Below are 12,982 nucleotides of genomic sequence, written 5' to 3'. Positions count from 1 at the left end.
TCGTCAGTTCCTTAGCAATGTGGGGAGCCGGACCGTCCGGCTCCCCATCATATGGTGGTGTTGATTACCGTTCGCCAGCCTTACCAGCGATAATGGCTGAAGGCGCGGTTCGCCTCGGCCATACGGTGCGTGTCTTCGCGCTTCTTCACCGCGTTGCCGCGGTTGTTCGACGCATCGAGCAGCTCGCCCGAAAGACGCGCGGCCATCGTGGTCTCGCTGCGCGAGCGCGCGGCGGTGATGAGCCAGCGGATGGCGAGCGCCTGGGCGCGCTCGGGGCGCACCTCGACCGGAACCTGATAGGTCGCACCGCCGACGCGGCGGCTGCGGACCTCGATGCCCGGCTTCACATTGTTCAGCGCTTCGTGGAACACGCCGATCGGATCCTTCTTGGCGCGAGCCTCGACGGTATCCAGCGCCCCATAGACGATGCCTTCGGCGACGGACTTCTTGCCGTCGAGCATCACGCTGTTCATGAATTTCGAAAGGATCTGATCACCGAACTTGGGATCAGGGAGGATTTCCCGCTTCTCGGGACGACGACGACGTGCCATTTCAGCCGATCCTTCTTACTTGGGACGCTTCGCGCCGTACTTCGAACGGCTCTGCTTGCGATCCTTGACGCCCTGCGTGTCGAGCACGCCGCGCAGAACATGGTAGCGAACGCCGGGAAGGTCGCGAACGCGGCCGCCACGGATCAGCACCACCGAGTGCTCCTGAAGGTTGTGGCCCTCACCCGGGATATAGGTGATGACTTCGCGCTGGTTGGTCAGGCGGACCTTGGCCACCTTGCGAAGCGCCGAGTTCGGCTTTTTCGGAGTCGTCGTGTAGACGCGGGTGCAAACGCCGCGCTTCTGCGGGTTGGCATCCATCGCAGGGACCTTCGATTTGGCCTTCTGCGGTTCGCGACCCTTGCGGATCAGCTGGTTGATCGTTGGCATGAAGCCTTCACCTTCTCAGTTACTTTGCCGCTGCATGACGCACGCGAAATGCAAAAAGGACCCCGGCGGCCAAAATGGCCCCCCAGGCCTTCCCACGCATCAGCAATGTTCAAGCGTGCCTGCATAAGGACAGCGTCTGGATGGACTCCACCACCAGCCCGCAGGCAGGGGCGGCCTATAACGATGGAGTCGAAAAGGGTCAACCGGGCGGCGGATTCGGATTCCGGCGAGCCGGAAGCGGCGCGGCCACGCCCCCGCCCGCCCCGTCACCGCACCGTGAATATCAGGCTGTCCACCACTTTTCCGCCGGGGTCGACCAGCTTCAGCCGGTGCGCGCCCGGCCCCGCCAGCACCAGCGGCCGCGCCCCGGCATCGCCCAGGTCGCGCGAATCGAGCGTCAGCCGGTGGCCCAGCACCTCGCCCGCCACCTGCACCGCCATGCGCTGGCGCTCGATCGGGATATCGGGGTCCAGCGCATAGACGCTGCCGCCGACCGGACTGACGATGCGCGGGCGGCGCGACGCGGCGGGCGCGCCGCCGATCACCGCCTGCCCCGTGCCCGTCAGGAAATATTCGCGGCGCGGCGGCTCGATCCCGTCGGCGAAGCGGATCACGCGCTGCTCGATGCCAGATGGCCGTGGCGGCGCCAATCCCGGCCGTTCGGCATGGAGCGCGCGCATCACGTCGCGCCACACCGGCGCCGCGCCGCTGGTGCCGGAGACGGCGCGCATCGAATCGCCCTCCAGATTGCCGATCCACACCGCCACGGTGAACCGGTCCGAAAAGCCCACGCACCAATTGTCGCGCATCGCCTTCGACGTGCCCGTCTTCACCGCCGCCCAGAAGGGCAGGCGCAACGCGCTGTCCATGCCGAAGGCGCGGGCGCGCGCGTCAGGATCGGCCAGCATGTCCGCCACCATCCACGACGCCTGCGGGCTGAACACGGTGCGTGCGCGTTCGTGCTTGTCGCCCTCGCGGATGCGCAGCGGCGACCAGCGCCCCGCCAGCACGAGCGCGCGATAGGCGGCCGCCTGTTCGAGCAGGGTGACCTCCGCCGAGCCGAGCGCCAGCGAGAAGCCGTAATATTGCCCGTCCTCGGTAAGCCCGCGATAGCCCGTGTCCCACAGCCGGTCGCGAAACGCATCGACCCCCGCCAGCAGCAGCGTGCGCACCGCCGGCACGTTGAGCGATCCGGCGAGCGCGCTGCGCACCGAGACCGGCCCCTTGAAGTCGCGATCGTAATTCTGCGGCACGTACAGGCCGGAGGCGGTGTCGAGCTGGACGGGCGAATCGTCGAGGATCGAGGCGGGCGTGAGGTAGCCGCGCTCGATCGCCTGCGCGTAGAGGAAGGGCTTGAGCGTCGATCCCGCCTGGCGATAGCTGTTGGCGCCATCGACCTGCGCGGCGGTCGATCCGCCGCCGACCCCGCCGACATAGGCGAGCACGTCGCCACTGGCATTGTCCACCACCACCACTGCGCCGTCGCGCGCGCGTTCGGCCCCCAGCCCCTGGAGCTGGCGGGCCAGCGCCTGCGCCGCGATCCGCTGGACGCGCGTGTCGAGCGTCGTCGTCACCTTCATGCCCGGTTCGGTCAGCAGCCGAATGGAGAGGTGCGGCGCCAGCCCCGGATCGAGCGCGAGCCGCCGGGCCGGCCCCAGCATGTCGCGCGCCGCCGCATCCAGCGCGGTACAGTCCCCGCCCCCGGCCAGCACGCAGGCGCGCCGCGCCAATGCGCCCGGCCCGGCGCGCGGATCGGGCAGCAGCGCCACCAGCAACAGCGCTTCCTGCCGGCCGAGCGCATCGGGCGTGCGGCCGAACAGCGACAAAGCGGCGGCACCGATGCCTTGCGCTTCGCCGCGATAGCCTGCCAGGTTCAGATAGGCCTCCAGGATCTGATCCTTGCTCCAGCGATCCTCCAGCGCCCAGGCGGCGCGCATCTGCCGCGCCTTTTCCCGCCAGCCGCGCGAGCCCGGCGCGGCGAGGCCGGGGGCGAGGAAAGCGGCCACCTGCATCGAAAGCGTGCTGGCGCCGCGTGCGCGGCGGCGCTCGATCCGGTCGCGGATCGCGCCCGCCACCGCCAGCCAGTCCACCCCGCCATGCGCGGCGAAACGGCGATCCTCGGCCGCGACGAGCGTGTCGCGCACCACCGGCGCGATCCGGTCGAGCGGCGTCCAGGCGAGGCGCCGCGCCGCGAAATCGACGCGGATGCTGTCGAGCAGCCGCCCATCGCGATCGTAGAGCCACGCCTCGCTCGGCCGCCAGCGCGCCTTGACCGTCGCATAATCGGGCAAGGGCGGCGGCAGCGTGAGGAACCAGAGCGCGGTGAAGGCGGCGAAGACGACCGCCGCCAGCCCCCACCAGAGATGCGATCCTCGAAACGCTGGCATTCGCATGCGCATCATGCCGGCGGCGGGAGCTTTGCGCGGGTTCGCATTCCTCTCGGTGTCATCCCCGCGCATGCGGGGATCCAGCTTCTTCTTCTCTTCCGGACACTTCACGGAATAGCTGGATCCCCGCATGCGCGGGGATGACACCGCAAGGGCCGACCATCACTTCGGCGCCACCGCCATCGGCTGGTTCGGGATCGCCGCGCGAATCTCGGGTGAATAGAGCGCTTCCACCTTTGTCGGCGGCAGGCCGAAGCGGCCGATGCCGTTGAGCCGCATCGCGTAGGACACGGTGAAGCGGCCGCGCGGCACCCATTCGAAATAGCCGCGCCACGCATCCTTGCCGCGTTCGACATAGCTGGGCTGGACGCCCTCTCCGCCTTCCGCCCCGGCCTGCGCGAACATGCCGGACTGGCCGCCGAGATTGCCAACGATCGTGGCGCCCGGCGGCACCGGATCGTTGACGACCACCCAGTTGCGATCGGCGGTGGCGTCGACGGTGATCGTCACCTTGATCACGTCGCCGCGCGTCGCCCGGCCCTTCACCTTCTGTTCGAGGAAGGCGACGGACTTGGTCATCCGGTAGCCCGCGAACAGCGCCTGGGTGAGCGGCACCGCCGCGCGCACCGAGACAAAGGCCCATGGCCCCGCCCCGCCCGCCTGACGCAGCGTCAGCGGCGTGCGCTGGGCGGGCAGCGCCAGGCTGAGCGGCGCGGCGCCCACCGCCTGCGGCCAGCCCCGGCTGAGGCTCTGGCCGCCAAGCGTGGCCGTCGTCGTGCCCGCGATCGCGGTCGCCGGATACAGCGCGGCGAATTTCTGCACCGCCACCGCGCCCCAGGCATTGGCCGGGGTGGTATCCCAATGGCCGCGCTGCTGGCGCGCGGCGGCGCCGACCATCATCTTCGGCGTCTCGTCCTGCCAGCCGGGCTTGCCCAGCGTCGCGATCAGCGCCTTCAGCACCATCTCGTCGCCCGAGGACATCATCCACCACGGCGCGCTCCTGGCGTCGGCCATGTCGATGCGCGTGCCTTCATACACCATGCGCTGGCGCAGCACCTGCTGCGCCTGTGCGCGGAGCTGCGCGGCATTGGGCAGGCCGGCGGTGCGATCCACCGCGACCATCCAGTCGACCAGCGCGTTCGTCGGCATGTCCTGCGGCGCCAGCCCGATCTGGCCGATCATCTGCGGCGTCGCCGCGCCGTTGCGCGCCAGCGCCGCGAGCGCCGCGATCCGCTGGAGCCGATCGTCGCCAGACCACGGCGTCTCGCGCCGCAGCCGCCCGTCGATCACCGCGGTCAGCGCCTGCACCATCCGCGCCTTCGCGCCCTCCGGGATCGCCCAGCCCGCCTCGGCGGTCAGCGACAGCACATAGGCGGTGAGCGCCTCCGATCCCTGAAGGCGGTCCACGGGGAAGTAGCGCAACAGCCCGTCGCTATCGAGATAGGCCGGGATCTCGCCCGAAAGCCTGCCCCACACGCCCAGATCGCCGAGCACCACCGCGCGCGACAATTGCTGTTCGAAGCAGTTGTAGGGATAGGCGGTCATATAGTCGCGCACGCCCGCCATGGGCGGCGCCAGCGTATCGGCCAGCCGCACATCGACGCTGCCCAGCCCCGGCAGCGCGCCCGCCGGCGCCGCGATCGGGATCTGCGTGCCCGCCTCGCCGATCCGGAAGATCGATGCGGCCCAGGTTTCGACGGGCACCGCCGGCGCCACCACTTGGCTGACGCTGATCCGGTCGAGCGGCTTGCCGGCGGCGTCGCGCACCTCCACCGTCCAGTCGAGCTTGTCGATCCCGGCGGGGGCGGGCAGGTTCCACGTCACCGGCGCGGCCGCGCCCGCCGGCAGCGTGACGGTGAGCGGCGCGCCCTTCGCCACGTCCGGATTGAGGAACACGTTCGCCGTCACCGTCATCGGCTTGTCCGACGCGTTGCGCAGCGTGAAGCTGGCGCCGTAATAATCGCCGGTGCGCACCAGCGGCGGCAGGCCGGAGAAGATCGTCAGATCCTGCGTCGTGCGGACCGAGACATCGCCCGTGCCGAACAGGTTGGGCCCGTCGGTCGCGATCGCGACCAGCTTGAACGACGAGAGCGAGTCCGAAAGCTGGACCGGGATCTTCGCATGACCGGCCGCGTCGAGCTTCACCCGCCCCTTCCACAGCAGCACCGGGCGGAAATCCTCACGGTTGAGCGCGGAGAGATCGCCGCCGCCGCCGCCGCCCGCCTCCACCGCCTTCTTGCCGAAATGCCGCTTGCCGACCACCTGGGTCTGCGCGGTCGAGGTCAGCACCGAAAGCGGGCGTTCGCCCATCATCGCGTCGATCAGCTTCCAGCTTTCATTGGGCGAAAGCTGGAGCAGCGCCTCGTCCACCGCGGCGAAGGCGATTTCGGCCTCGGTCGCGGGCTTGCCGCCCGGCCGCGTCACCGCGACATCGACATTGGCGGTGTCGCGGACCGCGTATTTGGCCTTGTCCGCCTTCACCTCGACACCAAGCCGATGGCCTTCCCACCCGACATTCACCTTGGCGATGCCCAGCCGGTAGCTCGGCTTGGCGAGATCGACCAGCGCGGTCGGCCGCGCGCCCTCACGCGAGAAGAAGGGCAGGTTCCAGCGCCGCGCGAGATCGGCCAGCCACAGCTTGAAGCCGCCGATGCGGCCGCGCACCGCCATCACCGATACGAACACGTCGGGGGCGTAGGCGCCGGGCATCTTCACCTCGACCACCGGATCCTTGCCCGACAATTCGGTGACGAAGCTGGACAGCACGCCTTCGCGCTCCACCGTCACCAGCGCGGTCGCGGAGCGGAAGGGCATGCGCACCTGGAACTTCGCGGTCTCGCCCGCCTTATAGTCCTTCTGTTCGGGGATCACGTCCATGCGATCGCCATTGTCGCCGCCGAACCACCAGTCGTCCTCGCCCGCCAGCCATACCGACGTGACCGCGCGCGCGACGTTGCCGTCATCGTCCTCGGCAGTCGCCACCGCATAGACCTCTCCCGAGACGCCGGGATCGAGCTGGCATTCGGCCAGTCCCTGCGCATCGGTGGTGACCGAGCAGTTCGCGTCGATCCGGGTCGTCCGCGCCTGATTGTCATAGGCGTAGAAGCCGCCGATCAGCCGCCGCCGCGCGGTCAGCACCTCGCGGCTGTAGAGCGCCACCTTGATCCGCTTGCCCTTGAGCGCCTGGCCCTCGGTATCGACGGCGACCAGCTTCAGCCGGAGATCGTCGTCCTTCATCATCCAGCCGTCGGTCTTGATGCCCAGCCGGACGGCGGAGGGGTAGAGCGCGATGGTGCGCGACGCGGTCAGGATCTCGCCATTGGCGTCCTCATAATCCATCTCCACCGTCATGTCGGTGATGTCGTCCACCGCCATCGGCACCTCGACCGTGGCCTTGGCCGTACCCTCGCCCGACAGCGTGATCGGCAATGTCTGCGCGGGCGGCAGCGGTTTCTCGATCGCCTCTCCGTCGCCGTTCAGCGGCACCGTGCCCTCGACCATGTCGCGCCCGCCGAAGCTCCAGCCCTCCCAGCCCTTGGGCGCGCCGCCGCTGCGGTTGAACGCGCTGCGCACGCGCACGGGCAGGCCGCCCGCGCCGCCGCCGGAGAGATAGCCGACGAACAGGTCCAGCGGCACCTGTTTGGGCCGCACCGCCGCCGTCTTCGGCGCGTCGATCGTCGCGCGCATCGTCGGTAGCCGGAATTCGTCGACCTTGATCGACTGGTTGGTCCAGATCGTCCGGTCCTTGGCGACCACCGATATGTCGTAGTCGCCCTGGGGCGCGCCCTGCGGCGCCGTCCATGTCGTTTCGCCGATGCCGTCCGCGCCGATGGCGAGCGGCAGTTCGAACTCGGTGCCCGATCCGCGATGGCTGAGCTTGAGCGTGCCGGCGAGGCCGCCGGCATAGCTGAAGCCCTCCGCCACCGGCTTGCGCAGGATGTGCTTCATGTTCACCGTCTCGCCCGCGCGCAGCAGCGTGCGATCGAAGATGGTGTGGAACAGGTCCGCATTCTCCTGCCAGCCATAGGGCAAGTCGAAATCATAGGGGCGGATGCCGCTGCCCCATTGGGTGAGGGTGAAGCTGAAATCGTCGCCCTTGCGCGCCGAGACCATCAGCGGATGCGGCGAATCGCCGCTGCCCTCACAACTGCCATAGGTTTCGGGCGATGGCAGCCCGCCCTTGATCAGCAGCCGCCCCTGCGCGTCGGTCTGCCCCTTGCCGAGCACCGCGCCCGAGCAGGAATCGGTCACCTGCACCGCCGCCCCGGCCACCGGCTTGCCGCTGTCGAGCGACGTCACCCAGGCGAGCGAGGCCGCGCGGCCCCATTTGAAATGGACGCTCATATTGGTGACGAGCGCGCCCGCCGTCACATAGCGCGGCGTGTTCCGGCCGAGCAGCGCGCGGCCCAGCGTGGGGCTCGCCAGCTCGACGACATAGAAGCCGGGCCTGGCGAGCGGGATGCCGACGACCTCGAAATCCTTGCCCTTGCCGGGCAGCGGCAGCTTCATCGCGGCGCCCTGCCCCGCGATCAGCGGCTTGGTGCCGGTATAGTTGACGTCGACATCCTCGCCGCCCCGCTTCTCGGTGCGGATCTCGGTCTCGCTCGCCTTTTCGATGTCGCGCAGCCACCGGGCGATCTGGCCGTCCGATCCGGCGACGCGCAGCGTGGCGCCGGTGACGCCCAGGTTGCGCCCCTGCAGCTCGGGCTCGACATTGCGCACGGTGACGGGCAGCGCGGCGGCGTCGCCCGCCTCGATGATCCCGAAATTGGCGGCGAACTTCACCAGCGGCGGCGGCGCGTCGAACCGCACGTCGAGCGGGAAGCGCTGCTGGTTGACGAGCGGACGGCCGCTTTCGTCCTTCAGGCTTTCCGGCAGCGTCACCTTCGCCGTGGTCGCGGCGGGCAGCGGCGGCGCGAAGCTCACCTGCGACACGGTCTGCGCGCTGCCCTTCTCCACTTCGGGCTTCAGCACCTTGCCGTCGGCCAGGGTGATGCGGATCGCCTGCGCCGCCGATTTCGCGATCGGCGCGGAGAAGCGGACAAAGGCCTTCTGCACCGGGCTGCACCCGGCCTGCGGATTGACCCGCGAACATTCGAAGCGCGCCTCGAACTGTTTGCGCACCGTGAAGTCGAAGCGCTGGTCGCGCCCGGCGAGCCGCCCCACGCCGGAGATGTTCTGGCCCCAGACCAAAGCCATGTCGCGGCCCGGCGGCAGCGGGCGGCGGCACTTGACCGCCATCACCGTCGACAGCGCCCTGGTGCGTTCGGCGGCATTGGCGGGCAGCGCCTGCGGCAAGCCGGCCTCGCTCAAGAAATTGGTGACCTCGTACCGGTCCGGCCCGAGCCCGGCGAGCAGCTCGCCCGCCACTTCGGGCTTCAGCACGTCGAGCGCGATCTTCTCGCCGACGCCGTCCACCGCGCAATAGCCGTTGGCGGCGACCGAGGCGGGATCGGCGCGCACATTGGTGGCGACCAGGAACGCCTGATCCTCCTCGATATCGCCGTCATAGCTGCCGGGCAGCACGGCGCGCACCGAAGGGCCGCCGGTATCGACGGTGAAATTGCGCGATCCGCCGATCGCCGCGCCGCCAAGCGTCTTCAGGTCGTCGTTGAGCGCGAAGGCGCAGGAAATGCCGCCGGGCAGCGCATTGGCGAATTCCCAGACCCAGGTCTTGGTGTCGATCCAGCGGCCCTGCCCGCCGACCGGGCAGGTGACCTTGGCGGGCGCGGTCGCGCGCGGATCGCCCAGCGCCACCATATCGTCCGAGAAGCGCATGGTGAACCGCTCGATCGCGCCGTCGCCGGTGCCCGGAGTCGCCAGCACCACCTGCGCGGTCTGGTCGCCCACCGCCGCGACGGGCGCGAGCGCAAGGGCAAGCACGGCGAAGCGCCACGACCGACTCAACATAAACGCCCTCCTCGCGAGACACCCCAAACTGACGCGAAGCCGCCGCCGAATCCAGCGAATATCCGAAATCCATTCAAGCCCTTGGCGGCGATGCGCGCCAAGCGCCACGCCACACCGGCGATTTTGTTGAGTCGGTTTACCGCGATTTTCGAGTCGTCCGATGATTCCATCGAACTGCAAATCGCTCTTCGGTTTGCCGCGATTTTCGAATCGTTCGATGATTGCATCGAACTGCAAATCGCTATGGGGCGGCGCTGCGGACTTTTCCGCGCCACGATTCCGGTCTACCCGCTGATCGGGAGATGGATCTTTATCTTCCCATCGCCAATCTTTCGGTCAACGCGCTGGTCATCATCGGGCTGGGCGGCCTGGTCGGCCTGCTTTCGGGCATGTTCGGCGTGGGCGGCGGTTTCCTTACCACGCCGCTGCTGATCTTCTACGGCATCCCCCCCACCGTCGCCGCCGCCTCCGCCGCCACCCAGGTGACGGGCGCCAGCGTCTCCGGCGTGTTCGCCCATGCCCGGCGTGACGGCATCGATTTCCATATGGGCGCGGTGATGGTGGTGGGCGGCGTGCTCGGATCGATCGCGGGCGCGGGCATTTTCCGCCTGCTCCAGGAGAGCGGCCAGATCGATACGGTGATCGCGGTGCTCTATGTCGTGATGCTGGGCGGCATCGGCGGCATGATGGCGCGCGATGCGGTGCGGACATTGGTGGCGATGCGCACCGGCACGCAGATCGCCGCGCGCAAGCGGCGCCACCATCCGCTCGTCGCCAGCCTTCCCTTGCGCTGGCGCTTCTATCGATCGGGCCTCTACATCTCGCCGCTCGCGCCGCTGCTGCTCGGCTTCGGCACGGGCATATTGACGATGCTGCTGGGCGTGGGCGGCGGCTTCGTGATGGTGCCGGCGATGCTCTATCTGCTCGGCATGCCGACCCAGGTGGTGGTCGGCACCTCGCTGTTCCAGATCCTGTTCGTCACCATGGCGGCGACATTGGTGCACGCGACGACGACCAAGGCGGTGGACATCGTGCTGGCCGGGCTATTGCTGATCGGCAGCGTGATCGGCGCGCAATATGGCGCGCGGCTGGCGCAGAAGATGAAGCCCGAATATCTGCGCGGCGTGCTCGCGGCGATCGTGCTGCTCGTCGCGATCCGCATGGCGCTGGGGCTGGGCTGGCGCCCGGACGAGATCTATTCGGTGATCGTCGAATGAGACGCGCCGCCGCCCTTTCGCTGTTCGCGCTGGCGCCGCTGCTGCTGGCCGCCGACAAGCCCGTGCTCGTCCCGGACGTGTCGCAGCGCGACGTGGAGATCCGCTACAGCTTCACCGGCGCGGAGCTGCTGCTGTTCGGCGCGATCCTCTATCCCGGCGGCAGGGTGCCCGCGAAACCCGCCGAGGTGGCGGTGGTGCTGCGCGGCCCGGTGCAGCCGATCGTCGTGCGCGAAAAGCAGAAGGTGGCGGGGATCTGGGTGAACGCGGAAAGCGTGCGCTTCCGTTCCGCGCCCGCCTTCTACGCGGTCGCCTCGTCGCGCCCGCTCGACCAGATGGTTGATGCGCGCACCGCCGCGATCTTCGAACTGGGGCTGGGCAATCTCCAGCTCTCGCCCGCCAATGTCGGCTCGCCAGGCGAACTCAGCCGCTTCGAGGACGGGTTGATCGACCTGCGCCGCCGCACCCTGCTCTACGGGCAGCGCACCAGCGGCGTCGAGATCACCGACGGCGTGCTCTATCGCGCCCGCCTCGTCATCCCCGCGCGCGTGCCGGTGGGCCGCTATACCGCCGAGACCTTCCTGATCCAGGACGGCCGCGTCATCGCGGGCGCAAGCCGCGACGTCGCCATCCGCAAGACCGGATTCGAAGGCTATGTCGCCGACGCGGCGGAACACAGCCCCGTCGCCTATGGCCTGTTCGCCACGGCGATGTCGGTGCTGCTCGGCTGGGCGGCCGGCGCGCTGTTCCGCCGCCGCTGAGCGGCCTCACGGTAAAACAATTCTTTACCCACCCGCGTTACAGCCGGCGCGGGGGGCGCTTGCGCCTTGGGGAAAGGATTTCGCATGACCGATTTCGCGGCGACGCAGGCCGGCCGGGCGCCGGCGGATGACGAGCAGGCCGGCGCGCCCGCGCGTCCGAAAAGCTTCGAGGGCGTCGAGATCGGCAAGGTGTTCGAGGTTTCGGGTTCCGGCGCGCGCATAGAGCTGGACGCGCCGATCCTGCGCCGCCTGGGCAATGACGAGGATCCCAGCATCGCGATGGCCGGCCAGGTCGGCAGCCAGATCAAGATGAAGGTCGGCCCGCTCTGGATCGTCGCCAATGTCCGCAACCTCAGCCTGGACAGCGCGGACAGCGACCTGATCATCGCGCAGATCGATTTCCTCGGCGAAGGCGGAGAGGCGCGCCTCACTGGCCGGCTCAGCCATTTCCGGCGCGGCATCACGCGCTATCCCGTACCCGGCACACGCGTCTATCCCGTCACCAGCGACGACATGATGCAGATGTACGCGGCCGACGAGATCCCGAATGTCGAGGTCGGCACCGTCTATCCCACCAAGGATATCCGCGCCGCGCTGTTCGTGGACGCGATGCTGGGCAAGCATTTCGCGCTGCTCGGCTCCACCGGCACCGGCAAGTCGACCTCTGCCGCGCTCATCCTGCACAAGATCTGCGACATGGCGCCGCAGGGCCATATCGTGATGATCGATCCGCACGGTGAGTATTCGGCGGCGTTCAAGACCAACGGCGCGCTCTACGACGTCGGCAACCTGGCCATGCCCTATTGGCTGATGAACTTCGAGGAGCATTGCGAGGTCTTCGTCCACACAAGGGGCAGCGAGGGCCAACTCGACCGCGACATCCTGGCCAAGTGCCTGCTCGCCGCGCGCATGAAGAACCGAGCGGCCGAAGGCATCACCAAGCTGACGGTGGATTCGCCCATCCCCTATCTGCTCTCCGATCTCACCACGCTGATCCAGAACGAGATGGGCAAGCTCGACAAGGCGGGCGACAGCGCCCCCTATATGCGGCTGAAGACCAAGATCGACGAGATCAAGACCGATCCGCGCTACAGCTTCATGTTCTCCGGCATGCTGGTGGCGGACAGCATGGCCGATTTCCTGGCGCGCATCTTCCGCCTGCCGGGCGACGGCAAACCGATCTCGATCATCGACGTGTCGGGCGTGCCTTCGGATATCACCGCCGTCGTCGTCGCGGTGCTCAGCCGCATGGTGTTCGACTATGCGATCTGGTCGCGCAACGAACCGCAGCGCCCGGTGCTGCTGGTGTGCGAGGAAGCGCACCGCTACGTGCCGTCCGAAAAGAACGCGGACGGTTCCTCGGTCGGCAAGATCCTCGGCCGCATCGCCAAGGAAGGGCGTAAATACGGCGTCTCGCTGGGGCTGATCACGCAGCGCCCGTCCGATCTGGCCGAAGGCGTGCTCTCCCAATGCGGCACGATCATCGCGATGCGCCTGAACAACGAACGCGACCAGGCCTTCGTGAAGGCCGCAATGCCGGAAGGCGCAAAGGGTTTCCTCGACACCATCCCGGCGCTTCGCAACCGCGAATGCATCATCTGCGGCGAAGGCGTCGCCATCCCCATCCGCGTCGCGCTCGACACGCTGGAGGAAGTCCGCCGCCCGGCCTCCAGCGACCCCGTCTTCACCAACCTCTGGCGCCAGAGCGGCGGCGAAGCCGAAATCCTCGGCCGCGTGATCAAGCGCTGGCGCTCGCAGGGCCGGTAACGCGG

General features: G+C 68.6%; 7 protein-coding genes. 3 read left to right on the top strand and 4 right to left on the bottom strand.

Features of this window, described 5'->3' with window-relative positions; translation table 11 throughout:
* Window positions 1–80: 80 nt before the first annotated feature.
* The 4 genes from rpsG to K7G82_RS08155 all read right to left on the bottom strand — a co-directional run bounded on the left by rpsG (window position 81) and on the right by K7G82_RS08155 (window position 9,235).
* Window positions 81–551, bottom strand: a complete 471-nt coding sequence (gene rpsG, locus K7G82_RS08170) for a 30S ribosomal protein S7 (protein WP_222989360.1) — start codon at window positions 549–551, stop codon at window positions 81–83.
* 15 nt (window positions 552–566) lie between these two features.
* Window positions 567–938, bottom strand: coding sequence for a 30S ribosomal protein S12 (rpsL, locus tag K7G82_RS08165; RefSeq protein WP_222989359.1), 372 nt, complete (start codon window positions 936–938; stop codon window positions 567–569).
* 266 nt (window positions 939–1,204) lie between these two features.
* The gene (gene pbpC / locus K7G82_RS08160; RefSeq protein WP_222989358.1) at window positions 1,205–3,325 is read right to left on the bottom strand and encodes a penicillin-binding protein 1C; all 2,121 of its coding nucleotides are present in this window, start codon (window positions 3,323–3,325) and stop codon (window positions 1,205–1,207) included.
* A 162-nt stretch (window positions 3,326–3,487) separates the two neighbouring features.
* On the bottom strand, window positions 3,488–9,235 hold the full coding sequence (locus K7G82_RS08155; protein WP_222989357.1) for an alpha-2-macroglobulin family protein: 5,748 nt from the start codon (window positions 9,233–9,235) through the stop codon (window positions 3,488–3,490).
* Between the two features lie 302 nt (window positions 9,236–9,537).
* On the opposite strand from K7G82_RS08155, the gene K7G82_RS08150 reads away from it, so the two are divergent.
* The 3 genes from K7G82_RS08150 (at window position 9,538) to K7G82_RS08140 (ending at window position 12,977) form a co-directional block, all read left to right on the top strand.
* The gene (locus tag K7G82_RS08150) at window positions 9,538–10,452 is read left to right on the top strand and encodes a sulfite exporter TauE/SafE family protein (protein WP_222989356.1); all 915 of its coding nucleotides are present in this window, start codon (window positions 9,538–9,540) and stop codon (window positions 10,450–10,452) included.
* Complete coding sequence (locus K7G82_RS08145) at window positions 10,449–11,210, top strand: TIGR02186 family protein (RefSeq protein ID WP_222989355.1); 762 nt, start codon at window positions 10,449–10,451, stop codon at window positions 11,208–11,210. The genes K7G82_RS08150 and K7G82_RS08145 overlap by 4 nt, the downstream gene beginning before the upstream one ends.
* Window positions 11,211–11,294: 84 nt before the next feature.
* The gene (locus tag K7G82_RS08140) at window positions 11,295–12,977 is read left to right on the top strand and encodes an ATP-binding protein (protein WP_222989354.1); all 1,683 of its coding nucleotides are present in this window, start codon (window positions 11,295–11,297) and stop codon (window positions 12,975–12,977) included.
* The last annotated feature ends 5 nt before the right edge of the window (window positions 12,978–12,982 follow it).

It is taken from the genome of Sphingomonas colocasiae (assembly GCF_019880585.1).
Taxonomy (GTDB): Bacteria; Pseudomonadota; Alphaproteobacteria; order Sphingomonadales; family Sphingomonadaceae; genus Sphingobium_A; species Sphingobium_A colocasiae.
Note: the sequence above shows the minus strand (reverse complement) of the source record. Positions and strands in the feature narration are given on the sequence as shown.